21 protein-coding genes are annotated in these 22,830 nt (G+C 72.4%); 5 read left to right on the forward strand and 16 right to left on the reverse strand.

Features of this window, described 5'->3' with window-relative positions; genetic code table 11:
* Positions 1-6: 6 nt before the first annotated feature.
* Both rfbC and ACWEJ6_RS21815 read left to right on the forward strand, forming a co-directional pair.
* A complete protein-coding gene (gene rfbC / locus ACWEJ6_RS21810; RefSeq protein WP_364327147.1) occupies positions 7-564 on the forward strand; it encodes a dTDP-4-dehydrorhamnose 3,5-epimerase in 558 nt (185 codons plus the stop codon).
* Positions 558-1,388: a glycosyltransferase gene (locus ACWEJ6_RS21815; RefSeq protein WP_452425746.1), complete on the forward strand. Its 831-nt coding sequence runs from the start codon at positions 558-560 to the stop codon at positions 1,386-1,388. The genes rfbC and ACWEJ6_RS21815 overlap by 7 nt, the downstream gene beginning before the upstream one ends.
* On the opposite strand, the gene ACWEJ6_RS21820 is transcribed toward ACWEJ6_RS21815, so the two are convergent.
* From ACWEJ6_RS21820 to ACWEJ6_RS21890, 15 genes are all read right to left on the reverse strand, one after another.
* Positions 1,385-5,200, reverse strand: coding sequence for a LamG-like jellyroll fold domain-containing protein (locus ACWEJ6_RS21820; protein WP_452425748.1), 3,816 nt, complete (start codon positions 5,198-5,200; stop codon positions 1,385-1,387). The two genes, ACWEJ6_RS21815 and ACWEJ6_RS21820, sit on opposite strands and share 4 nt — an antisense overlap.
* 69 nt (positions 5,201-5,269) lie before the next feature.
* Positions 5,270-6,385: a hypothetical protein gene (locus tag ACWEJ6_RS21825; RefSeq protein WP_397154503.1), complete on the reverse strand. Its 1,116-nt coding sequence runs from the start codon at positions 6,383-6,385 to the stop codon at positions 5,270-5,272.
* Positions 6,382-7,152: a WecB/TagA/CpsF family glycosyltransferase gene (locus tag ACWEJ6_RS21830; protein ID WP_364327159.1), complete on the reverse strand. Its 771-nt coding sequence runs from the start codon at positions 7,150-7,152 to the stop codon at positions 6,382-6,384. The genes ACWEJ6_RS21825 and ACWEJ6_RS21830 overlap by 4 nt, the downstream gene beginning before the upstream one ends.
* 52 nt (positions 7,153-7,204) lie before the next feature.
* Entirely contained in the window at positions 7,205-8,164 is a 960-nt protein-coding gene (locus tag ACWEJ6_RS21835; protein ID WP_397154507.1) for an endonuclease/exonuclease/phosphatase family protein, read from the reverse strand.
* Positions 8,149-9,000 carry a dTDP-4-dehydrorhamnose reductase gene (gene rfbD, locus ACWEJ6_RS21840; protein WP_452425751.1) on the reverse strand — a complete coding sequence of 284 codons (852 nt, stop codon included), beginning with the start codon at positions 8,998-9,000 and terminating at the stop codon, positions 8,149-8,151. The genes ACWEJ6_RS21835 and rfbD overlap by 16 nt, the downstream gene beginning before the upstream one ends.
* 13 nt (positions 9,001-9,013) lie before the next feature.
* Positions 9,014-9,943, reverse strand: a complete 930-nt coding sequence (gene rfbB / locus ACWEJ6_RS21845) for a dTDP-glucose 4,6-dehydratase (RefSeq protein WP_364327168.1) — start codon at positions 9,941-9,943, stop codon at positions 9,014-9,016.
* The gene (locus ACWEJ6_RS21850; protein ID WP_452425753.1) at positions 9,940-11,007 is read right to left on the reverse strand and encodes a glucose-1-phosphate thymidylyltransferase; all 1,068 of its coding nucleotides are present in this window, start codon (positions 11,005-11,007) and stop codon (positions 9,940-9,942) included. The genes rfbB and ACWEJ6_RS21850 overlap by 4 nt, the downstream gene beginning before the upstream one ends.
* A gap of 2 nt (positions 11,008-11,009) precedes the next feature.
* A complete protein-coding gene (locus ACWEJ6_RS21855) occupies positions 11,010-12,464 on the reverse strand; it encodes a sugar transferase (protein WP_397154513.1) in 1,455 nt (484 codons plus the stop codon).
* A gap of 270 nt (positions 12,465-12,734) precedes the next feature.
* Positions 12,735-13,085, reverse strand: a complete 351-nt coding sequence (locus ACWEJ6_RS21860; RefSeq protein ID WP_397154515.1) for a hypothetical protein — start codon at positions 13,083-13,085, stop codon at positions 12,735-12,737.
* A 72-nt stretch (positions 13,086-13,157) separates the two neighbouring features.
* Positions 13,158-13,787 (reverse strand): GntR family transcriptional regulator, encoded by a 630-nt coding sequence (locus ACWEJ6_RS21865; RefSeq protein WP_452425794.1) that lies wholly within the window; start codon positions 13,785-13,787, stop codon positions 13,158-13,160.
* Complete coding sequence (locus ACWEJ6_RS21870) at positions 13,787-14,707, reverse strand: DMT family transporter (protein WP_452425756.1); 921 nt, start codon at positions 14,705-14,707, stop codon at positions 13,787-13,789. Before ACWEJ6_RS21870 ends, ACWEJ6_RS21865 begins: the two co-directional genes overlap by 1 nt.
* Before the next feature lie 18 nt (positions 14,708-14,725).
* Entirely contained in the window at positions 14,726-15,103 is a 378-nt protein-coding gene (locus ACWEJ6_RS21875; RefSeq protein ID WP_452425758.1) for a hypothetical protein, read from the reverse strand.
* Positions 15,104-15,274: 171 nt separating this feature from the next.
* Complete coding sequence (locus ACWEJ6_RS21880) at positions 15,275-15,769, reverse strand: GNAT family N-acetyltransferase (RefSeq protein ID WP_387678168.1); 495 nt, start codon at positions 15,767-15,769, stop codon at positions 15,275-15,277.
* A gap of 22 nt (positions 15,770-15,791) precedes the next feature.
* A complete protein-coding gene (locus ACWEJ6_RS21885; protein WP_452425760.1) occupies positions 15,792-16,151 on the reverse strand; it encodes an MmcQ/YjbR family DNA-binding protein in 360 nt (119 codons plus the stop codon).
* Positions 16,152-16,192: 41 nt separating this feature from the next.
* Positions 16,193-16,612: a VOC family protein gene (locus ACWEJ6_RS21890; RefSeq protein WP_452425762.1), complete on the reverse strand. Its 420-nt coding sequence runs from the start codon at positions 16,610-16,612 to the stop codon at positions 16,193-16,195.
* Between the two features lie 154 nt (positions 16,613-16,766).
* On the opposite strand from ACWEJ6_RS21890, the gene ACWEJ6_RS21895 reads away from it, so the two are divergent.
* The 3 genes from ACWEJ6_RS21895 to ACWEJ6_RS21905 are packed head-to-tail and all read left to right on the forward strand — an operon-like array spanning position 16,767 to position 19,033.
* On the forward strand, positions 16,767-17,189 hold the full coding sequence (locus ACWEJ6_RS21895; RefSeq protein ID WP_452425764.1) for a hypothetical protein: 423 nt from the start codon (positions 16,767-16,769) through the stop codon (positions 17,187-17,189).
* A gap of 32 nt (positions 17,190-17,221) precedes the next feature.
* A complete protein-coding gene (locus ACWEJ6_RS21900) occupies positions 17,222-18,049 on the forward strand; it encodes a hypothetical protein (protein WP_452425766.1) in 828 nt (275 codons plus the stop codon).
* 30 nt (positions 18,050-18,079) lie between these two features.
* Positions 18,080-19,033 carry a helix-turn-helix domain-containing protein gene (locus tag ACWEJ6_RS21905; protein ID WP_397154528.1) on the forward strand — a complete coding sequence of 318 codons (954 nt, stop codon included), beginning with the start codon at positions 18,080-18,082 and terminating at the stop codon, positions 19,031-19,033.
* A gap of 35 nt (positions 19,034-19,068) precedes the next feature.
* Here ACWEJ6_RS21905 and ACWEJ6_RS21910 read toward each other — a convergent pair whose 3' ends face one another.
* On the reverse strand, positions 19,069-22,812 hold the full coding sequence (locus ACWEJ6_RS21910; RefSeq protein WP_452425768.1) for a S8 family serine peptidase: 3,744 nt from the start codon (positions 22,810-22,812) through the stop codon (positions 19,069-19,071).
* Between the last annotated feature and the right edge of the window lie 18 nt (positions 22,813-22,830).

Raw genomic sequence — 22,830 nt, forward strand, 5'->3', positions numbered from 1 at the left:
GTCTTCATGAAACGCCTGAGCATCGATGGAGCATTGCTCTACACCCCCCGCATCCTCAGCGATCCCCGGGGCGTTTTCCTGGAAAGCTTCCGCGCCGCCGACCTGCGGGAGGCGACAGGGCGCTCGATCGAGCTGGCCCAGGTCAACTGCTCGGTCTCCGGCCGGGGCGTGCTGCGCGGCATCCACTTCGCCGACGTGCCGCCCGGCCAGGCCAAATACGTCATGTGCGTGGCGGGCGAGGCCATGGACGTCGTGGTGGACGTCCGCGTGGGCTCGCCGACGTACGGGCGGTGGGAGGCGGTGCGGCTGGACGACGTCTCGCGCCAGGGCATCTTCCTGACCGAGGGGTTAGGTCATGGCTTCATGGCCCTCAGCGAGTCGGCCACGGTCGTCTACCTCTGCTCCTCCCCGTACGACCCGGCCCACGAGCACGGCATCCACCCGCTCGACCCCGATCTCGCCATCGAGTGGCCGATCGACGTGGAGCCGGTCCTGTCGGCGAAGGACGCCGCCGCCCCCACGCTCAAGCAGGCCCGCGACGCGGGGATCCTCCCATCGTGGTGAGCGTCGTGATCCCGGCCCACAACGAGGCCAAGGTGCTCGGCCGGCTGCTGGACGGCCTGCTCGGCGAGGCGGCGCCCGGCGAGTTCGACGTGGTGGTCGTGGCCAACGGCTGCACCGACGGCACGGCGGAGGTGGCCCGGCCGTACGACGTCCGGGTGCTGACCACGCCCGTCCCGTCCAAGAGCGCGGCGCTGCGCCTGGGCGACGCGGCCGCCCGCGGCTACCCCCGCCTGTACGTGGACGCCGACATCGAGCTCAGCACGGCCTCGGCGCGCGCGCTGGCGGCCGTGCTGGCCGCGCCGGACGGGCCGCTCGCCGCCGCGCCGGAGCGGGACCTGACGCTGGCCGACCGCCCGTGGCCGGTGCGCGCCTACTACGCGATCTGGACGCGGCTGCCGCACGTCCGCGCCGGGCTGTTCGCCCGGGGCGTGATCGCGGTGAACGGCGCAGGCAACGAGCGGCTGCGCGCGCTGCCGCCGGTGATGGCCGACGACCTGACCGCCTCGCTGGCGTTCACGCCCGGCGAACGTGTGATCGTCGGCACCGCCCGCGCGGTGATCCATCCGCCGCGCACCGTCGCCGACCTGCTGCGCCGCCGGGTCCGCGCCATGACCAGCGTCACCGAGCTGGAGCGCACCTCGGCCGGAGCGGGCGAGCGCACCGGCCCGCGCGACCTGGCGGCCATCGTGGCGAAGGAGCCGCGCCTGGCGGGCGCGGCGGTGGTCTTCGCCGCGATGGCCGTGCTGGCCAGGCGGCGGGCCGCCCGCGCGATCCGCGCGGGCGACTACACCACCTGGCTGCGCGACGAGAGCAGCCGGAGCTAGCTGACCGGCGTGTTCATGTCGGTGCCGATCTGGGCCCGGGTGAGCACCTTGTTGTAGATCCGCACCTCGTCGATCAGGCCGTTGAAGTAGTCACCGGAGCCGCTGTTCCCGCCGATCCGCAGCGGGCTCGTACCGATGCGCAGGTCGCCGCCCGTGGGGTTGGTGGCCACCTCCACGCCGTTGACGTAGAACCGCAGCGTGGAGCCGTCGTAGGTGGCGGCCACGTGGCTCCAGGCGTTCAACGTCAGGTAGTTCGGCGCCTGCGCGTTCACCCCCGAGGAGGTGTGGATGAAGGCCGACGGGCTGCCGTTGCTGCCGCTGCTCATGATCGCCCAGGCTAGGTCCGCGCCGAACTCCTTCATCAGCACCGTCCGCCAGCCGTCCATGCTGGACGGGCGCACCCACGCCTCCAGCGTCATGGCGTCGGTCAGGTGCAGCGAGGCGGAGTCGGCCACGGTCACCCAGCTCGACGTGCCGTTGAACGACAACGCCTGGCCGTACTTGCCGGCCACCCAGGTCGCCGCGGTGGCGGTGCCGTTGTTGCCGGCGCCGGAGGAGTCGGCGACGGCCGTGCCGCTGCTCGCGTTCATGCCGTACGCGGCCACCAGGCCGCTGACGGCGGGCGGCTGGGTCACGACCGCCGACACCTCGTTGGACGGCGGCCCGGTGTTGCTGGCGGCGTCGAAGGCCACCACCCGGTAGTAGTACGTGCCCGGCGCGACCCCCGAGTCGACGAACGCCGGCCCGCCGGTCGAGCCCACCTGGTTGGCCCCCGACGGGGTGAACCCCGCGGTCGGGGAGCGGTGGACGGTGTACCCGGTCACCCCGACGTTGTCGGTCGCGGGCGTCCAGACGAGCTGCGCGCTGCCCGGGCCGCCGGTCGCGGTCAGCGGGCCGGGCGCGGTCGGCGGCGTGGTGTCGGGCGGCCCCTGGGGGCCGACGGGGGTGTTCATGTCGGTGGTGATCTGCGCCGGGGTGAGCGCCCGGTCGTAGACGCGCACCTCGTCGATCAGGCCGCTGAAGTGCTCGCCGGAGCCGCTGTTGCCGCCGATGCGCAGCGGGCCCGTCCCGGTGCGCAGGTTGCCGTACATCGAGGTGCCGCCCACCTCGCTGCCGTTCACGTACAGCCGCAGCCGGCTGCCCTCGTAGGTCGCCGCCACGTGGCTCCACGTGTTCAGCGGCAGGTTGCCCGGCGCCTGCGCGTTCGTGCCCGCAAAGGTGTGGACGAACGCCGCCGGGCCGCTGCCGCCGCTGGCCATGAGCGCCCAGTCCAGGTCGGCGCCGAACTCCTTCATCAGCACCGTCCGCCAGCCCGTCACGCTGGTCGGGCGCACCCACGCCTCCAGCGTCATCCCGCCGGTCAGGTGCAGCGAGGCCGAGTCGGCCACGGTCACCCAGCTCGACGTGCCGTCGAACGACAACGCCTTGCCGAACCTGCCGCTCGCGCTCCACGTGGTGCTCGCCGCCGTCCCGGCGTTGCCCTTGCCGGAGGAGTCGGCGACCGCCGTGCCCGCGCCCTCGTTCATCCCGTACGCGGCCACCAGCCCGTCGGGGCCCTGGGCCCGCTCGAAGGTGGCCGTGTAGGTCACGCCGGTGGCCGGGGCGGTGATGTCGTGGCTGACCGCGCCGCCGTCGGACCAGGAGGCGAAGGTGTGGGTGAAGCCGTCCGCGCTCTGCGGCGACGGCGCGGAGATCGAGTTGTGGGAGCCCACGATCACCGTCCTGGTGAAGGGGGTCACGGACTGCTCGCTGTTGAAGCCGATCTGCAGGCCGGAGGGCGAGGTCTCGAAGCCGACGTTCACCGTCTTCGGCTGCAGCACCACGCTCTTGATGTCGGTGAGGCCCTGCGCGTCCGTCGCGGTCAGGGAGAGCTTCAGGTAGGAGGGGTATTCGTGGTCGGGCGCGACGAACGTGCCGCTGGTGCCGGTGGTCGAGGTGATCTCGTGCTCGTGGCAGGTGAGCGGGCAGTGCATCAGGCTCAGCTTCCACACCATCCGCGAGCCGGGGATGGTCCCCTCCTGGGCGTCGGTGGCGGTGCCCGAGTAGGCGATCGTGTCGCCTACCGCCCAGGTGAGCCCGGTGGACGGCGTGTTGATCGTCGCCTGCGGCGAGGTGTTGCCCACGTTGATCGTGACGGTGGCGTCCCCCTGTCCGCCGTGGCCGTCGCTCGCCCGCAGCCGCACGACGTAGGAGCCGCGCTGGCTGTAGGTGAAGGACGGCGCGGTCGCGGTGGAGTCGTCGAGCTCGCCGTCGCCGTCCAGGTCCCACTGGAAGGTCAGCGGGTCGCCGTCGGCGTCGCCGGAGTCGGCGGCGGTGAAGTTCACCGTGAGGGGTTCGACGCCGGCGGTGGCGCTCGCCCTGATGACGGCCGACGGCGGGTGGTTGGCGTAGATGTAGCGGACGATCTGCCCGTTGGTGTAGTCGACCGCGAACAGGTCGCCGCCGGGGCCGGTCTGCACCTCCACGGCGGGCATCCCGGAGTCGAACGTGGTCACCGTGGCCGGGTCGGGCAGGCCGTTCGCGCCCTTGGTCATGACCCAGACGCACGACCTGCTGAAGTCGGAGAAGAACAGCGCGCCGTCGTAGGCGTGCGGGTAGGAGCCGCCCTCGTAGAACGCGACGCCGCTGGAGGACGATCCGCCTGACGGGCACGGGTCGTTGGGCGCGGGCTTGGAGGCGTGGTTCCAGGCGAAGTACGGCTGCGTCACGGCCGTCGGGCCCGCGGCGTACAGGTTCTCGCAGAGCGTCAGGTTCAGGTTGTCGTAGCCGCCCTGCCGGGCCGGGCCCTCGTAGCAGGGCCAGCCGAAGTTGCTGACCGGGCCGGTGGGCGAGGCGATCCGGTTGATCTCCTCGTAGGTGTTCCAGCCGACCTCGCCCGCCCAGATCTCGTTCGTGCCGGGCCGTACGGTGATGCGGAACGGGTTGCGCTGGCCGTAGGCGATGATCCTGGCCGCGTTGGGGTCGCTGCTGCCCGCGTTCGGGTTGCCGGGGGCGGCCGCGCCGGTGTCCGGGTCGACCCTGATGATGCTGCCGTTCAGGCCCGCCGGGTCGCCGCCGGTGCGCAGGTCCTGCGAGCGCAGCGCGCCGCCCTCGGCGGCCGGCGGGCTGAGCGCGGTGCCCACGGGCGAGGGCGGGTCGCCGCAGGGGTTGTCCGGCGTGACGTCGGAGCTGGTCACGTTGTCCTGGCCGTAGTCGGCGAAGTTGAAGCTGGCGCCGTCGCCGCCGCTGACGTAGAGCATGCCGTCGGGGCCGAACGCCAGGTCGCCGACGGAGTGGCTGGGGTGCTGCTGGCACCAGCCGGTGATCAGCGGCGTCTCGGCGACCGAGCCGCCCGAGGGCGTCAGCACGGACAACCGCCCGGTGATCAGGCAGCCGTCACCGGTCGCGCCGGGCGGGGTCGGGCACGGGTCGGCGCTCACGCCCGCGGCGCCCCAGCGCGGCGCGCTGCCGCCGGGCACGGCGTCGTAGGAGTACAGCACGTAGATGCGCGGGTCGGCCGGGAAGTCCGGGTGCAGGGCCAGGCCGAGGAGCCCGCGATCCCAGAAGTTGTGCACCTGCGTGCGCAGGTCGGCGTAGATCGCCGGCGTGGTGTCGGTGAGTGAGTCGAAGACCTTGATCAGGCCGCTCTTCTCGGCGACGAACACCCGGCCGTCCGAGGCGAACTCGATGTTGGTCGGATTGGTCAGGCCGCTGAAGACCACCTGTCTTTGGAAGCTGCCCGGCAGTGCCTGCGCGGGCGGCGGCGCGACGATCGCCAGCCCGGTCGTGATCAGCAGGACGGAAAAAAGCGCATGGCGAAGCCGCCGTAACACGGGAACCCCCTTGAAACGGAAAAATCCCCCGAGCCCTGGATCGATCTATCGCACCGATTCAGGGCTAAGTCACGCGCTTTGTCCGCATCTGGCCAGCCACGCGTACAGCAACCACCCCAGCTCGTACGGCCGGCACTCCCGGTCCACGGCGACCGGCGGGTAGACCCGGTCCAGGACGCCGAGCCGCATCTCCTTGTGCACGCCCGTCGCCATCGCCCGCAGCCCGCGCACCAGCTTGCGCGGATCGGCCCTGGCCTCCTTCCGCCAGGTCAGCGCCAGGTCGTCGAGCACGAACGAGGGCCGCTCGATCATCCAGTCGAGCCCCTTGGAGATCTCCGCCACGTACGCCGTGCCGCCCGCGTCGGCCAGGTCCAGCAGCGCCATCGGACCCATGGAGAGCTGGTGCACGCTGTACACCGGATACCCCTCCACCACCGAGCCGGTACGGGCGTCGTAGTGCCACCACCACTCCCCCTCCGGCCCCTGCGCCCGGCAGATGCCCGCGGCCACCTGCTCGGCGGCCCGCAGCGCCTCGGCGTCCCCGGTGGCGGCGTGCAGCCGGGCCAGCGCCTGCAGCGGGTAGACCTGGTCGGCGAAGCAGCCCACGTGGGCGCGGTAGCGCGGCACCAGCGCGCCCCGGCCGAGCGCGTGCGGGTAGAGCCGGTTGCCGGCCAGCCCGCCGAGCAGCCGCTCGCGGGCGCGTTCGGCCCGGCCGTCGCGCACCCCGGCCGCGACCAGGGCGGCCAGCACCCACGCCGCCTCGACGGTGTGGATCTGCCCACCCGCGTCCAGCTCGGCCAGGCGGCTCAGGGCCAGGTCGAGGTCGGCGTGCCCGGCCTCGGCCGCCGCCCAGCAGATCAGCGCCGCGTCACCGGCGCCGCTCACTTCGGGAAGCCGCTTGACCAGGTTCCCCACCAGGTCGAGGACGTCGTCGCCGGCCAGCGCCGCCCGCTGCCGGGCCTCCTCCAGGGTGGCCACGCCGAGCGCGACGATCGCGGAGTAGCGGATGCTGCGCCCCTCGGGCACGGCCGTCCACGTGCCGTCGGGCTGTCGCCGGCCCCGGCGGGTGAAGACGAAGCCGCCGTCGGCGTAGCCGGGAGGCAGGCCGCGTACCGACAGGTCCAGCATGCCCCGCACGAAGTCCTGGTGGCCGGAGCTCAGCAGAGCGATCCGGTGATCCGTCACGTCGTCTCCTCGATCCTGCGTCTGACACCGGCCCACTCCCTGACCACCAGGAGCAGGAAACTGCCGTTGGTGCGCACGTAGCGCGGCCCGAGCCGCAGCGGCTCCTGGAGCATGCGGTAGAGCCATTCCAGCCCTGATCGCTGCCAGCGCACCGGCGCCCTGCGGGTACGCCCGGCCAGCACGTCGAACGAGCCGCCCACGCCGTGGATGATCCGCGCCCCGGTGCGCTCGCCCCACTCGCGGATGAAGATCTCCTTCTTCGGCGAGGTGATGCCCAGGAACAGCAGGTCGGCCCGCGAGGCGGCGATCTCGGCGGCGACCTCGGCCGACTCCTCCGGCGCGAAGTAGCCGTCGCGGGAGCCGGCGACGGCCAGCCCCGGGTAGCGGGCGCGCACCTCGTCCAGCACCCCGGCCAGCACCTCACCGGTCGCGCCCAGGAAGTACGCCCGGTAGCCGCGCCGGCCGCCCTCGGCCATCAGCTCGGTGAACAGGTCGATGCCCGCCACCCGCTCGGGGATCCGGTGACCGAGCGCCCGCGCCGCCCAGACCACCGCCTGCCCGTCGGCCAGCACGAGGTCGCTGTCCAGCACCGACTGGCGCAGGGCGGCGTCCGCGCGCATGTTGACCACCTTGGCGGCGTTCACCACGCCGATGGTCAGCCTGCCGCCCTCCGCGACGGCCGCCACGCAGCGGGCGATCACCTGGTTCATGGTGAGGGCGTCCAGCACGGTGCCGAACACCGTCTTCCGCTCCGGCAACCTCGTCATCCGTCCCCCTGGGTGTCCATGACATATCGGTCTCAGCTCCGGAAACGTCACATCAAGGAAGGACCAGCTCGGTGAGCGTGGCCCGGTGGTCGGTCCGCGGCACCCGCAGGGTCTGGAAGCTCCGGACCGCGATCCGCCGGTCGGCCAGCACGTGGTCGATGGCCACCTTCGGGAACAGCCGCGGCTGCTCGTAGTAGGGCCAGGTCATGGAGAGCCCCTTTCCGGTGACGTCGGCGGCGTCCCGGTAGCCGGTGGCGATCAGGTCGCGCAGCACCGCGTGGTCGAGCGTGGAGTTGAAGTCCCCGGCCAGGATCCGCAGGCGGCCGCCGGCGGGCGGCAGCGCCCGGATGCTCGACGCCCAGCAGGCCGTGCGCCAGCCCTCCGAGGGCGCGCACGCGTGCACGGCGACGATCTCGGCCTCCCGCCCGCCCGGCAGCGTGACGACGGCGGGCAGGTGGCGCGGGCTCTCCTCGAAGGGCGGCGCCGCGATCGGCGAGTCCGCGGCCCGCAACGGGTACCGCGAGTAGATCGCCGCCCCCGACGAGTCCTCCCCCGGCAGCACGATCCGGTACGGCAGCAGCCGCGTCAGCCCCAGCTCCTCCACCCGCTCCCGCATCAGGCCGGTGAACTCCAGCAGGTGCAGCACGTCGGGCCGCTCGCGCTCGACCGTCTCCACCAGCACCGGCGGCAGCACGGAGGAGTGCAGCAGGTTGACCGCCAGCACCCGCAGCACCGGCCCGGCGGCCGGCGGGTTGCCCTCGGGCACCGCGCGCGGCACGACGGCCACCGCGAACGCGCACGTCACGGCGAGCGCGGCGGCGATCAGCGCCCCGGCACGCAGGTAGAGCGCGAACGCCAGCGGCACCACCGACAGCGCCGCCGCGTACGGCGTGAACGACACGAGCTGCGACCACAGGAACTTCGGCTCCCACCCGAGCAGCCGCAGCCCCGCCCAGCCCGCGAGGCCCGCCACCATGATCCACAGCACCGCGCCGCCTACGCGACGCCGCACCGGCGCCCGCGGGTCAGCACCGGCCAGGCCGCGCGCAGCGCCTCGTGCCAGTGCCGGATCGGCTCTCCCTTCGTGTGCGCGAGCACGCTGTTGGCCGGCCGCCGGGCCGGCCGGGGGAAGCCCGCCGAGCTCACCGGGCGCACCCGGTCCGGGTCCAGGCCGAGCAGCGTGAAGATCTCCTTGGCCAGGCCGCACCATGTCGTCTCCCCGGAGCTGGTGCCGTGGTAGACGCCCGGCGGCAGCTCGGAGCGCGCCAGCCGTACCAGGTAGTCGGCCAGGTCGGCGGTCCACGTCGGCTGGCCGTGCTGGTCGTCGACCACGTCCACGGTGTCGCGCTCGGCCGCCAGCCTGATCATGGTCCGGACGAAGTTGGGGCCGGCCGCGCCGTACAGCCAGGCGCTGCGCACCACGTGGTGCCCGTGCTCCAGCGCCGCCCGCTCGCCGGCGAGCTTGGTCCTGCCGTACGCGTTCACCGGCGCGGTCGGCGCGTCCTCCGGGTACGGGCCCGGCGCGGTGCCGTCGAAGACGTAGTCGGTGGAGACGTGCACGAGCCGCGCCCCGGCCCGCGCGCAGCTCTCGGCCAGCCAGCCCACCGCGTGCCCGTTGATCTCCAGCGCCTCGGCCTCGTGGGTCTCGGCGTCGTCCACGGCGGTCCAGGCGGCGCAGTTGACCACCACGCCCGGCCGGTAGGCGGCGACGAAGTCGCGCACCGCGCGCCGGTCGCACAGGTCGAGCTCGGAACGGGCGAGCGCGAGCACCGGCTCGCCGGTCAGCACGGCCCGTTCCAGGACGTCGGCGGCCAGCATCCCGCCGCCGCCCGTGACGAGCCACCTCATGGCAGGCGCCCGGTCACGCGGGCCACCAGTCGCGGTGCTCGGCGTACCAGCGGATCGTGTCCTTCAACCCCTGGTCGAACGGGATCTCCGGGCGGTAGCCGAGCTTGCGCAGCTTGCTGTCGTCCAGGGAGTACCGGCGGTCGTGGCCCTTGCGGTCCTCGACGTGGCGCACCGAGTCCCAGCCGCGGCCGCAGGCTTCGAGCAGGCGGGCGGTCAGCTCCTTGTTCGTCAGCTCGGCGGTGCCGGCGATGTGGTAGATCTCGCCGGGTTCGCCCTTCTCGGCGACCAGGCGGATGCCGGCGCAGTGGTCCTCGGCGTGGATCCAGTCGCGCACGTTCCCGCCGTCGCCGTACAGCGGGACCGGGCGGCCGCGCAGCAGGTTCGTGACGAACAGCGGGATCAGCTTCTCCGGGTACTGCCGGGGGCCGTAGTTGTTGCCGCAGCGGGTGATCGACACGTTCAGGCCGTAGGTGATCGCGTACGAGCGGGCGATCAGGTCACCGCCCGCCTTGCTGGCCGCGTACGGCGACCGCGGGCGCACCGGCGCGGACTCGTCCCAGGAGCCGATGTCGATCGACCCGTAGACCTCGTCCGTCGAGACCTGGACGACCTTCGGCGTGCCCGCCTCCAGGCACGCCTGCAGCAGCGTCTGGGTGCCGAGCACGTTGGTCCGCATGAACTCGGCGGCGGCGCCCTCGATCGACCGGTCGACGTGGGACTCGGCGGCGAAGTTCACCACCAGGTCGTGCCCGGGGACGACCTCGCGCAGCAGCTCGGCGTCGCAGATGTCGCCGTGGACGAACTCGTGCCGCACCCCTTCGAGGTTGGCCCGGTTCCCCGCGTAGGTGAGCTTGTCGAGGACCGTGACGTACGCGTCGTGCAGCCCCCGGACGAAGTGGGAGCCGATGAATCCCGCGCCGCCGGTCACCAGAATTCTTGTCATGTAGTGATCTGTACCTTGCTGTGATCGCCCAGCACGAGACGGTGGGCTCTGGGCGTGTTGGGCGCTCGGGTGACCTCGACGTCGTGGCCGATCAGTGACGCCTCGATCCGGCCGACGCCGTCGATGGACGCCCGGGGCAGCAGGATCGAGTATTCGATCTCGCTGCCGGTGACCACGCACGACGCGCCGACCGAGGTGAACGGCCCGACGTAGCTGTCCTGGACGCGCGCTCCCCGGCCGATGATCGCCGGGCCGACCACGCGGGAGCGCTCGACCACCGCGTCCGGCTCGACCACGACCCGGCCGATCAGCTCGCTGGCCTCGTCGACCCGCCCGCGCACGCCGGGCTCGACCGACTCCAGGACCAGCCGGTTGACCTCCAGCATGTCGGTGACGTTGCCGGTGTCCTTCCAGTATCCCGAGATCACCGACGACTCCACGCGCAGCCCGGCCTCGATCAGCCACTGGATGGCGTCGGTGATCTCCAGCTCCCCCCGCCACGACGGCTTGAGCTCGGCGACGGCGGCGTGGATCGCCGGGCTGAACAGGTACACGCCGACCAGCGCCAGGTCGCTCTTGGGCCGGGCCGGCTTCTCCTCCAGGCCGACCACCCGGCCCCTCGCGTCCAGCTCGGCGACCCCGAACTGGCCGGGATCGCCGACCCTGGTCAGCATGATCTGCGCGGCGGGACGTTCCCTGACGAACCGGTCCACCAGGTCGTTGATGCCGCCGACGACGAAGTTGTCGCCCAGGTACATGACGAAGTCGTCGTCGCCGAGGAACTCGCGGGCGATCAGCACGCCGTGGGCCAGCCCGAGCGGCGCCTCCTGGCGGAGGTAGGTGATCTGCAGCCCGAACGCCGAGCCGTCCCCCACGGCCGTCTCGATCTCCGCCTGCGTGTCCCCGACCACCAGGCCGAGCTCCCGGATCCCGGCCGCCGCGATGGCCTCCAGCCCGTAGAACAGGACCGGCTTGTTGGCGACGGGGACCAGCTGCTTGGCCGAGGTGTGCGTGATGGGCCGGAGCCGTGTGCCCGACCCTCCGGCGAGCACGAGTGCCTTCACTGCTAGTAAGCCCCTTCTCCACGGGTGACGACGGACCAGGTCTTCCACAGGATCTGCAGGTCGAGCAGGAGCGACCAGTTCTCCACGTAGCGCAGGTCGAGCCGGACGGATTCCTCCCACGTCAGGTCGGAGCGCCCGCTGACCTGCCAGAGGCCGGTCATGCCCGGCTTGACCACCAGACGGCGGCGCACGTCGGCGCCGTACCTGGCGACCTCCTCCGGCAGCGGCGGCCGGGGGCCGACGAGGGACATCTCACCACGGATGACGTTGAGCAGCTGCGGCAGCTCGTCCAGCGAGTAGCGGCGCAGGAACGCGCCGACGCGGGTGATCCTTGGATCGTTCCTTATCTTGAACAGCACGCCGTCGAACTCGTTCGCCGCGAGAAGCTGGTGCTTGAGCCGTTCCGCGTCCACCACCATCGTGCGGAACTTCACCACCCGGAACTCCCGGCCGCCCCTGCCCACCCTGGTCTGGTGGAACAGCGCGGGCCCCCGGCTGGTGAGCCTGATCACCAGGGCGAGCGTCAGCAGCGGCAGCGCGAGCACGAGCAGGGCCGCGCCGGCCACCAGCCGGTCGAAGGCCGCCTTCACGAGCTGCCGGGTGCCGTCGAACTCCGGGTGCTCGACGTGCAGCAGCGGCATCCCGGCCACCGGCCTGATGCTGATGCGCGGGCCGGCGACGTCCATGAGCGCGGGCGCGACGAACAGGTCGGTGCGCGCGGTCTCCAGGCTCCAGGCCAGCCGGCGCAGCGCCGCGCCGTCCAGCTCGGGACAGGCCAGGACGGCCACCGCGTCGGCCCGCGAATGGGCCACGACCTCGGCGACGTCGCCGAAGGAGCCCATCACGGGGATGCCGTCGAGGTCGACGTCGAGCGTGTCGTGCGGCAGGCAGGCGCCCACCACCTGCATGCCGTGGTGCGGCTGCCGGCGGAACTGCACGACGAGGTCGAGGATCGACTCCCGGTGCCCGACCGCGATCACCTGCCGCATGTACTCGCCGATCGCCCGCCTGCGATGAAGCCGCTTGCGCATGCGGTAGCGGAAGTAGAGCGTGGCCAGCAGCACCAGCGGCAGCATCGCCATGACGAAGCTGCGCGCGATGGCCGTCTGCGTGGCGTAGGCCAGGATGGCCGTGGTGGCCATCAGCCCGATGCCGCCGGTGAAGACGGCCTTGAACTCCTCGGTGCCCTCGCCGTTGGCGCGCTGACGGTACGCGCCCGCCATCATGAGCGCGACCGGCCAGACGACGAGCAGGCCGAGCCCGAGCACGTACTCGGCGATCGGCACGTACACGCCGGAGGCCAGGCGTACGCCCAGCACGCACGCGCACGCGAACAACGCGCACGCCGTGTCCCCGCCCAACAGGAGCCGCAGATACGCCCGGGTCCAGATGTTGGACTCAAGGCGTGGCGCGGCCTCGAGGAGCACAGCAGTGGACTCCCCAGTCCCCACCCTCATAGCACCACCCTGTGATAACTGCTTTCACCGCGATAACAGGACGTTCCTTGTGCCGCATAGGTTGACAATGACCCATGCGTTATCAAGGGCGGCGGCCCCCACTAAAGAGTAAAGATCGATTCCAACCTGGGGAATAACGGGAAATGTCCACAATCGGACGTCGATCTAGGGGTTTCGGGGGTTGACGGAACGATCCAAAAGTGCAGCATCAGAGCGAGAAAATGTGAGGTTTATGGCGACATTTCGCCAGGTGACCGGGAGGCGGAGCCGCTAGTCGTACTCCAGGTCCGGCAATGCGGACGGCGGATCAGGGCTGCGCCACACGACCACAACTCCGTCACGCACGGAATCGGCGGCCAGGTTCAGCCGGTCGAGATCGAAATCGGGCAAGTAGCGTAGCCGGGCGACAAAGGTGGCATCGGTCGCGGAACGCGGCACCACGCAGCCTTCGCCGTCCCGATCGAGCAGGATGTAGTGGACGTCTTCCCCGGATTCGGTGGCGACCCGGACCTCCACCACGTCCTCCCACGCGAGGGCTTCGACGCTGCCGTCGGCGTAGTGGCGGGTGACGCCCTCTTCGGTGACATATACGTAGGAGTCCGGCATCGGGTTGCCGTGCATGGCCGCGATTCTTGCGAGTTCCGGGGCCGTCCCGCAAGGGTTCGCGCTCAATGACGCACATGAGCCACCCGTTCAAGGAAGCTCGGGACTGCCCCAGTTGTGGCTGAGATGCGCCGCGACGGCCGCCCGCGCCGCCTCCACCGGGCCCGCCGCGATGGCGTCGAGCAGCTCGCGGTGCTCGCGGATCAGGACGTCCCGGTCGCGGTAGACCTGGCGCAGGCGCACCATGCCGAGCCTGGTCTCGGCGGCGAGCGTGGCGTAGAGACGTACGAGCCGGCGGCTGCCGGCCGCCTCGATCAGCGCCTCGTGCAGGGCCATGTGCTCGGCCACGGTCGCCGACCACGGCGCGTCGGCCGGCAGCTCCGCCCACCTGAGCAGCGCGGCCTCGGCGTCGGGCACCCGGCGGCCGGCCACGGCCTGGGCCATCAGGTCCTCCAGGGGGCGGCGCACGTACATGAGGTCCTGAAGGTCCGAGATCGTCACCTCGGGGACATAAGCGCTGCGGTTGCGCTCCCGTCTGAGCAGTCCCTCGTGCACCAGGCCGGCCAGCGCCTCGCGCACGGTCGGCCTGGCCACGCCGTACGACGCGGCGATCTCCTGCTCGGGCAGCGGCGTGCCCGGCGCGATCTCGCCGGAGAGCACGCGGGTGCGCAGGGCGTCGGCGAGCGCGCCGACCGTGGAGACGGGTTTGAGGGGCAACATCACGGCTGTGATGCTAGTGCCGTTTCCCTGCCCTGCTCGCTGCCCTGCTCCCCGCCCCGACCCCTGCCCCGGGCTCCGCCGCGTTCCGGCACGGCCACCGCCACCAGCCCGAGCACCAGCATCACCAGCCCGGCGATCGACAGCGGGGCCAGCCGCTCGCCCAGCACCAGCAGGCCCAGCAACGCGGCGACGGCCGGCTCGGCCAGCGCCAGCGTCGAGGCCGTGGCGACCGGCGTGGTGCGCAGGCCGCGCCCGTACAGGATGTAGGACAGCGCGGTGGTGCCGAGGCCCAGGTAGAGCACGGCGAGCAGCCCGCGCGGCTCCCCCAGCCAGCCGACGCCGTTGACCAGCAGCACCGGCAGCATGACCAGGGCGGCGCCGCCGAACAGCACGCCCATCACGGCGTCCGACTCGGCCCCCTTCTCGATGGCCCTGGCCGCGGAGACCGCGTAGAAGGCGTAGAGCAGGCCGCCGAGCAGCGCGAACAGCACCCCCGACACCATCTGCCCGCCCGCCTGCGCGCCGCCGCCGCCGATCAGCGCCGCGCACCCGCAGACCGCCGCCGTGGTCGCCAGCGCCCACCGCCCGCTCGGCCGCCGGCCGTGCAGCACCCAGGACAGCAGGCCCGTGAACACGGGCCCGCTGCCGATCGCGACCACCGTGCCGACGGCCACGCCCGTGCGGCCGACCGCCGCGAAGAAGCACAGCTGGTACGCCGCCACCGCCAGGGCCGCCGGCACCAGCACCGGCCGGAACGCCCGCCGGACGCCGGCCCGCGCGAGCAGGCCGAGCGCGGCGCCGCCGATGACCAGCCGAGCCGCGGCCAGGGCCACCGAGTCGGCCGAGACCAGCAGCCCCGCGGTGCCTGCGGTGCCCCAGAGCGCGGAGGCGCCCACGACGGCGAGAGGTCCGTTCTTCATGCCGCCATTGTCAGACAATTAGACAATTTCGTCCAGCAGGCCGTCCAGCATGCGGTCAGCGGGGGCGGCGACGTCGCCCGCGTAGTCGTCCAGGACGGCGAGCGCGTCGTGCACGTTCGGCAGGCTCCGGCGCGGCAGTTCCAGCAGCGGCTCGCCCTCCGCGGTGATCCCGCCCGCCACGTGGAAGGCGTCGCCGGAGACGATGAGGGACACCTCGAAGCGCACCTCGCGGCCGTCGGGGAGGACGAAGTCCGCGCCGGTGCGCACCCCCGAGGGCGGGACGAAACAGGAGAAGGGACGGCTGCGCACGAAGGGGTGGCGTAAGCCGGCGAGGATCTCGGCCGCCCTGCTCAGGGCCGCCAGCAGCCCGGCCGCGGCCCGGCTCTCGCTGTCCACCCGAAAAAGGGTAGTTCACCCCGCCACCACGTGACCAGCGCACCCGATCACCCGGCCCTCACGGGCCCTCCGGCCGCCGGGCCCTCCGCAGGGGGATCAGCCGGTCACCAAGCCCCTCCCCGATGCGAGCGTCGCCCCCGGGCCCTGCGCGGCGGGAGCAGGCCGGGCGGGTCAGTCGGTGGCGAGGCGGGCGTGGCGCTCGACGTCGAGGCGCACGCCCTCGTGGCGGAGCTTGCCGCGCTCGATGCCCTCCGCCCGGAACCCCGCCTTGGTCGCCACCCGGCACGACGCGGGGTTGTCGGTGCGGTGCCCCAGCTCCAGCCGGAAGAGCCCGCGCTCGCCGAACGCCCACCGGGCCAGCGCCTCGGTGGCCGCGGTCGCGATCCCGAGCCCCCGGTGCGCGGGCAGGACCCAGTAGGACACCCACCCGTTGTCGTGGGCGTCGATCCCGGCCACGGCCACGTTGCCGACCACCGCGCCGCCCTCGACGGTCACCGCGAACGCGTGCCCGACGCCCGTCCAGGACGTGATCCAGCCCACCGCGTCCTTGAGCGTGACGACGGGGAAGGACGACTGGCGGCGCAGATCGGGCGTACGGAACGCGCGCAGCACGGCCGGGGCGTCGTCCTCGCGCCACTCGCGAAGCCGGATGTCGACGGGGGTCACGCTGCCCGAGACTACCGCCGGCTCACGAGGGCGCGATCTGGTGCTCCGCCTCGAACGCGCTGACCAGCGGCCGGGGCGCGGTCAGGCACCACGCCTCGGCCATCAGCTCGAACAGCTCGTCGATGTCGATCTTGCTGAGGTGGACGACGACCCACCCGAAGCGCCCGGCGGTGAACTGCACCTCGAACACCTCGGGCCGCTCGGCCACCAGCGCGAGCTGCTCCTCGATCGTGGCCTTGACCCCGACGGTCTCGGTCTTCTCCCACAGGTAGCCGAAGCCCTTGCCGTGGACCTTGAAACCGACCCACTCCGCGCTGGGATGCTCGGTCACCTCCGGCAGCCCGCGCACCAGATCGAGGAACTCGTCGACGCTCACACCCATGCCGACCTGTCTACCAAACCCGACCGACAACTCCCGCCGGCTCAGCGGTAGTAGCGGACCTCGATGACGTTGCGGTCCAGGTCGGGGAAGAAGATGGTCTCGGGGGCGATGCCCTGGGCGCCGAAGGAGTTGGAGCCGGTGCCGGTGACCTCGACCCCGTGGTCCTTCAGCCGCACTTTGAGCGCCTCGAAGTCCTCCCTGCTCACCGACAGGCAGAAGTGGTTGATCTGGTGCCCGGCGCTGCCCGTCACCCCCGTGCCCTCCTCCACGCCCTTCGACACGTCCTGCGCCATCAGGTCGATGATCGTCTCCTCGGCGATCCGTACGCTCGGGAACCCCGCTTTGCCCTCGCGGAACTCCTCTCCCCGGACCCCTGGCAGGCCCACCACCTGCTCGTAGAAACGCAGGGCGGCAAGCTGGTCGGAGACCCAGAGAACGAGATGGTCCAGACGCGCATCCATGTAATAGATCCTCCATTCCCGTCCAATATCCGTTGCGCGCATGCCCCTGTCCAATTGAGGGCTCCCGGGACGGACGATCGTCCCCTGATCGAAAGACGGGATTCACGCGGGGTTCCCCTGTCCCGGCGGGGGCCGATCCGTCATGATTTGTCCCATGACGGTGACCGTGCGGACCGAGCCGATGCCCTTCGTCGTACGGGCCGCCAGGTTTCTCATGACGCTCCAGGTGGCGTTCGGGCTGGTGGCAGTTGTCTCCCTGGGCGCCGCGGCGTTGTCCGTCCTCGCACCCGGCCCGCTCCTGCTGGTCGCGTGGGAGGCGGCGATCCTCGGGCTGACCGGCTGGCTGATGAGCCGGTTCGGCAGCCGCGCGACGTGGGTGCACTGGGCGCTCGTCGGCGTGGAGGTGCTCGTCGTCACCGATTACGTGGTGCTGCGACTGATGGACTCCGGCGGCCTCGACCCGGTGCGGCTGCTCGTCGCGAACGTCCTCGGGCCGCTGCCCGTCGTCGTCCTGCTGCTGCTGCCGCCGTCCTGGCGCTGGTTCTCGCAGCGAAAGCGGACGGATGCCGCCTCTTGACAGGAATGGGCGAAGATCGTCCATGATCGGGCATGAACGCGTTGATCCGGGCGGCCCTCGTGGGGGCCGTCGTGGGCCTGGCGCAGGCCGTCATCGCCTTCCACGGCCCTGACGACGCCGCGGGCAACCTGCTGCTGATGTTGTTCGCGACCCTTCCGGCCGGGATGTTGCTGTCCTGGTACGCCATGTTGCGGAACTGGTGGCTCGTGGCGCTGCTGGGGCAGTTCGCCCTGGTCGCGCTGTACGTCGGCCTGACCACGACCGCGCCCTTCTCCGTCCTCGTCGGATTCGGCTCCTGGCGGGTCGGCCTGATCACCATGGCCGCCGGAGCCTGCGGCTACGCCGTCGGAGCGGGCCTCGCCCTGCCGCTCGCCACGCCGCTGCGCGTCTCGGCGGTCGGCGTGGCCGCGTCCCTGTTCCTGGCGGCCTGGTCGAACCAGGACGTGATCGCGCTCGCCGCCCAGGCGCAGGGCATGGCGGCCCGGGACACCACGAACGTCGTGCCCGACCTGCCGGGTTTCCGGCTGGCCGAGGTGAAGGTCGTCGGCCCGGGGCTCTCCCTGTGGTACGAACGCGCCACCGCCACCGTCCTGGTCGAGGTCCTGCCGGAGACCATGTCCCCGGAGCAGGCCTGTGACGACGCAGTGGATCTCCAGGAGGACATGACCTGCGTGGAGGCGGCGCCGGACCTGTGGATCCTGAGGGACGACCATAGCGGCACCGTGTTCACCGCCTACGAGAACACCCTGGTGCGGCTCTCCAGCGGGACCGTGCGTGAGAAGCAGCTGCTCGCCGCCGCGCGCGCCCTGCGGCCCGTCGGTCTCTGGGAGCTGGCCGCGCCCGCGTACGAGCGACCGTGATGCTGCCAGGCAGCCGGAAAGTGATGAAAGATGCTGGATAGGCTGGGCTTCAGCGACGAGGAGGAGGTCGTCTACCTGGAGCTCCTGCGCCGCCGCCGGGTGACGATCCCCGACGTGGGCGAGGCGCTGGACCTGCCGGTGACGGCCGTGACGGCGGCCGTGACGCGGCTCGTCGCGCTCGGCCTGGCCAGCCGCGACAACACCGGGTTGTACATGGCCGTGCCCCCCGACGTGGGCCTCGGCACGCTGATCGCCGAGCGCCAGGCCGCGTTGCAGCAGGTGCAGGGCAGGCTGGCCGAGCTGGTGGAGGTCTACCGCACGGGCGCGGCCTCGCCCGCGGGCGAGATCGAGGCGCTCACCACGCCGGAACAGCTCGCCACCTGGCTCGGCAACCTGGAACGCGGCGCCCGCCGGGAGGTGCTGGCCTTCTTCCGGCCCCCGTACGTGCTCGACGTCAACCTCGACGACTCCACCAACGCCCTGGCCACCTACCGCTACGTGTACGAACGCGCCGCGCTGGACGACCCCAGGGCCCCGGCCGAGATCGCCAGGTTCCTGAAGGGCGGCTACGAGATCAGGATCGCCGCCGAGCTGCCCAGCAAGATGATCATCGTGGACCGGGAGGTCGTGCTCCTGCCCGTCCTGCCCGACCAGACGAGCGTGGAGCCGGGCTTCCTCCTGGTCAGGGGGCAGTCCCTGGTCCATCTTCTGGTGGAGTTGTTCGAGCGGGTGTGGCAGGCGGCGACCCCGCTGCGGCTCACCGCCACGAGCGTGACCGAAGGGGTCGCGGCCTGGGACGACACCGATGTCACGCTGATGACGTACCTGCTGTCCGGGATGCCGGATAAGACGGTCGCCAGCCGGCTCGGCACCAGCGAGCGCACCGTCCAGCGCCGGATCCGGCGGCTGATGAAGCTGGCCGGGACCGACAGCCGCATGCAGCTCGCCTGGTACGCGGCCCGGTCCGGCATGATCCCGCCGTGAGGGGCGCCCCCGCCGGGGACGCCCCTCACCTGGAACTATCGGCGTAGCTGGTACGCGCGGGTCACGATCTGCTCGACGGTGCCGCCGTCGGCGTCGGTGGCCTGCACGCGCAGCGACACGAACCCGCCGGGCTCGGCCGGGTTCCTGATCGTGCCGGTGAAGGCCCGCTCACCGGCCCCGGCGAGCCGTACCGGCTGCCAGGTGGCGCCGTCGTCGGCGGAGGTCCACAGGGCGGCCCGGGTGATGCGCGGCCCCGCCAGGCCCTTCGGGTAGCGCAGGCCGAGGCCGACGCGGGTGGGGGCGTTCGCGTGGGCGCTGTTGGTCTCGTCCACGTCGAGGTCGTAGTCGATCGACAGGACCGGCAGCAGGTCCTGGGCGGCCACCTGCTGCGAGTGGAACGTCCAGTCGGTGCGCACCTTGGTGGAGGTCGTCCAGAAAGGTGCGTTCCGCTGCACGTCGGTCACCACGCGGTACTGGGCGCGTTCGGGCACCACCGGGAAGGCGACGGCCGCCGACGGCGCGGAGCCCAGCAGCTCGCCGTCGCGGTAGACCGTCGACTGCTCCTTGTCGGCGGAGGCGCGGAACAGGTACGTCTGGCCGGGCGCGGTGTCGAACAGCCCGCCCGCGAAGACCACGCCGATCGCGCCCTCGCGGACCGCCGACTTGTCCACCGCGGCCGGCAGCGCCGTGCGGACCACCGCCTTGTTCCAGTCGCGCGACACCCGCTGACCGGCCTTGAGCACGGACGGCGCGGTCTGCTGCCACGCCTGGCCGCCCTCCCAGACCGAGCCGACCTGCATCGACTCGAAGGTCCGCAGGTCGGCCGTGACGTACTCGGTGAGCGGCCGCGGCGCGATCAGCCGGGTGAAGACCGCGTAGGCCGTGCCCTGCATCGGCGAGACCAGCGACCGGGCGTACCCGGCCTCCGTGGCCGGCGCCGAGGCGTGGAACGACGACTGCACGGTGGCCAGCTCGCCGTCGCGCACCTTGTACCGCTGGTCCGCCGGGACGCCGCCGTTGCGGTACTTGACCAGCTCGTAGGCGTACGGGCTCACCGCCGTGCCCGAGAGCCGGACCTGGAGCCTGCCCTTGGCCGCCGCCGCGGCCAGCCGGGCGCCCTGCTCACCCGCGAGCGTCATCGCCGGGATCCTGGTCGGCGACGTGCTCCAGTTGTCGGCGCCCCAGTTGTCGGGCTTGTCGTTGTAGATGATGACCGCGCCCGCTCCCGCGGCGGCCGCGTTGTCGACCTGCTGCTGCGGCGTGAGCTCGGCGCTGCGCTTGACCAGCGCGAGCCGTCCCCGGACCGGCTGCCCCGCGTAGTCCTCGGGACGCCCGCTCCCGGCGTCCGCGGCCCGCAGGACCTGGACGCCGTCGATGCGCGCGGAGCCCGCCCGGCCCCGGAAGTAGGCCGGCTCGATCGGCTCCGCCCCGGCGCCGAGGACCTGGGCCTTCAGCTCCGGCGCGGTGAGCGACCAGGCGACCCGGGACTCGAAACGGCTGCTCGTGCCCTGGGACGGGACGGAGTACACCTTCGTCTCGCCGTTCATCCACTGTTCGAGGCCGTAGGCGCTGGTGCCGGCCGCGCTCTGGACCGACAGGCCGAGCCGGATCCTGTCCGTCTGGTTCGGCTTCGGGGTGTCCATGGTGACCGGACCGGCCTTGGCGCCGTCGAAGGTGATGGTCCGGTCGGAGTCGATGACCGCGCCCGGCTCGGCGCCGTAGGTGTACTCCCAGACCCGGTTCCCGTCGGCGGCGTAGTGGAAGATCTCCGCCATGAAGGCGTGCTCGCCCCGGGGCAGCCGGACCTTGGCGGTGCCGTCCGCGCCGATCAGGTAGCTGTCCGGAAGGGCCAGCCTGTCGAGGTTGATGTCGTGCACGACGGCGGCGCCGGTGGTCGGCCTGCCGTCCCGGTCGAGCACCTTGAGGGTGACGTCGAAGCGCTCCACGTCCCGGACGAAGCCGACGGCTGTGGTCACGACCGTCTGGCCGTCGGCGGTGGTCGCGGTGACGTGCGCGCCGTGCGCCCCCGCCGGCACGGCCGAGGTGTCGACGGTGACGGCCGCCGACGCGGTGCCGTGCGCCGGCACGGTCACCGTCTGGACGCCCAAAGTCAGCGCCGCGGCCGGCAGGTCCTCGCCCGCGCCCTTGGCGGCGAGCGTCAGGGTGACGGGCTGGTCGCCGTCGTTGACGTACTCGATCTGCTTGGTGGCCGGCTCTCCGGCGTCCCAGTCGGCGAGCCTGAAGTCGATCACGCCGGAGCCCGAGACGGGCTGGCGTACGGCGCGGCTCACGTCCACGCGGCCGGCGCCCTGGCTGTGCACGGGGGTGCCGGCCGTCGTCCGCGCCGTGCTGACGAGCTGGTTCTTCAGCCTCGCCGCGGTCCAGTCGGGGTGCCGCTGCGCGAGGATGGCGGCGGCGCCGGCCACGTGCGGCGTGGCCATCGACGTGCCGCTCGCCGTGGTGTACGTGCCGTCCACGGGCGTGCCCATCGAGGTGCCCGCGGCGCGGGCTGCCACGATCTTGAAGCCGGGAGCGGTGATCTCCGGCTTGAGCGCCCCGTCGCCGCCGCGGGGACCGCGGCTGGAGAAGCTGGTGATCGCGTCGGCCGAGTCGACCGCGCCGACGGTGAGCGCCGCCTCGGCCACGCCGGGCGAGCCCACCGTGGTCGCCCCCGGGCCGCTGTTGCCCGCGGCGATGGTGAACAGCACGCCCGTCTCGGCGGTCAGCTCGTTGACCGCCACGGCCATCGGGTCGGTGCCGTCGGCGCCCTCCTGGCCGCCCAGGCTCATCGAGACGACCTTCGCGCCCGAGCGCGCCGCCCAGGTCATCCCGTCGAGGATCCACGACTCCATGCCGGCGCCCTCGTCGGCCAGCACCTTGCCCACGATCAGCCGGGCGCCGGGCGCCACGCCCTTGTACTTGCCGCCCGAGCCCGCGCCGCTGCCCGCGATCGTGGAGGCGACGTGCGTGCCGTGTCCGTGGCCGTCCTTCGCCGTCTCGCCGGGGACGAAGCTGCGGCTCTCGGCGATCCGGTCGGCCAGGTCAGGGTGCTCGGCGTCCACGCCGGTGTCCAGGACGGCGACCTTGACGCCGGTCCCGTCGTAACCGGCGGCCCATGCCTCGGGGGCGCCGATCTGCGGCACGCTCTTGTCGAGCAGCGTCTTGACCTTGCCGTCCAGCCAGAGCTTCTCGATGCCGCCGGAGAGCCGGGCCTTGGGCGTGCCCGCCTTGGCGGTGTCGTCGTCCACGGCCTCCCAGAACGCGCCGCCGCGCTTCTTGTCCGCGGCGACGGCCGCTCCCCGGATGCCGGGCAGGGACCGGGTGACCCGCCCGCCGTCGGGCGGAGCGGCCTTGGCCAGGCCCTTGCCGGAGTACCGCACGATGGTCGGGATCGACTCGCTGTGGGCGTCGTCGTACCCCTGGGCGATGAGCTGGGTGACGTTGAACAGCCGCTTGTCCACCTGGCCCGAGGCGACCAGCGGCGCGGCCTCGTTCGGCAGCACGTACACGTCGCCGCCGACCGTGTAGGTGCGCAGGGCGCCGGCCGACCGTTCGCCGGGGGTGACGGTGACCGAGACGGGACGGCCGGCCTGGCTGGCCACGGTGACCTCGTCCCCGGTGATGAGGGTGACCCGCGCGGTGGAGACCGACGACGCCGGGACGCCGGTGACTCCGGCGGCGGGGGCCGTCGCGTCACCGTGGGCGCTTCCGGTGCCGGCCGCGACGAGCGTGGCGGCGAGGGCGGCGCTGAGCAGCGCCGCTCTACGACTGAATGGCATGGCGGTGGCTCTCTTTCT

Source organism: Nonomuraea sp. NPDC004702, from assembly GCF_053601695.1.

Coding starts and splice junctions, on each gene's coding strand:
- rfbC (WP_364327147.1), top strand. CDS start 7: ATGAAACGCCTGAGCATCGATGGAGCATTGCTCTACACCCCCCGCATC.
- ACWEJ6_RS21830 (WP_364327159.1), bottom strand. CDS start 7,152: ATGACGAGGTTGCCGGAGCGGAAGACGGTGTTCGGCACCGTGCTGGAC.
- rfbD (WP_452425751.1), bottom strand. CDS start 9,000: ATGAGGTGGCTCGTCACGGGCGGCGGCGGGATGCTGGCCGCCGACGTC.
- rfbB (WP_364327168.1), bottom strand. CDS start 9,943: ATGACAAGAATTCTGGTGACCGGCGGCGCGGGATTCATCGGCTCCCAC.
- ACWEJ6_RS21855 (WP_397154513.1), bottom strand. CDS start 12,464: ATGAGGGTGGGGACTGGGGAGTCCACTGCTGTGCTCCTCGAGGCCGCG.
- ACWEJ6_RS21860 (WP_397154515.1), bottom strand. CDS start 13,085: ATGCACGGCAACCCGATGCCGGACTCCTACGTATATGTCACCGAAGAG.
- ACWEJ6_RS21865 (WP_452425794.1), bottom strand. CDS start 13,787: ATGTTGCCCCTCAAACCCGTCTCCACGGTCGGCGCGCTCGCCGACGCC.
- ACWEJ6_RS21870 (WP_452425756.1), bottom strand. CDS start 14,707: ATGAAGAACGGACCTCTCGCCGTCGTGGGCGCCTCCGCGCTCTGGGGC.
- ACWEJ6_RS21885 (WP_452425760.1), bottom strand. CDS start 16,151: ATGGGTGTGAGCGTCGACGAGTTCCTCGATCTGGTGCGCGGGCTGCCG.
- ACWEJ6_RS21890 (WP_452425762.1), bottom strand. CDS start 16,612: ATGGATGCGCGTCTGGACCATCTCGTTCTCTGGGTCTCCGACCAGCTT.
- ACWEJ6_RS21895 (WP_452425764.1), top strand. CDS start 16,767: ATGACGGTGACCGTGCGGACCGAGCCGATGCCCTTCGTCGTACGGGCC.
- ACWEJ6_RS21900 (WP_452425766.1), top strand. CDS start 17,222: ATGAACGCGTTGATCCGGGCGGCCCTCGTGGGGGCCGTCGTGGGCCTG.
- ACWEJ6_RS21905 (WP_397154528.1), top strand. CDS start 18,080: ATGCTGGATAGGCTGGGCTTCAGCGACGAGGAGGAGGTCGTCTACCTG.
- ACWEJ6_RS21910 (WP_452425768.1), bottom strand. CDS start 22,812: ATGCCATTCAGTCGTAGAGCGGCGCTGCTCAGCGCCGCCCTCGCCGCC.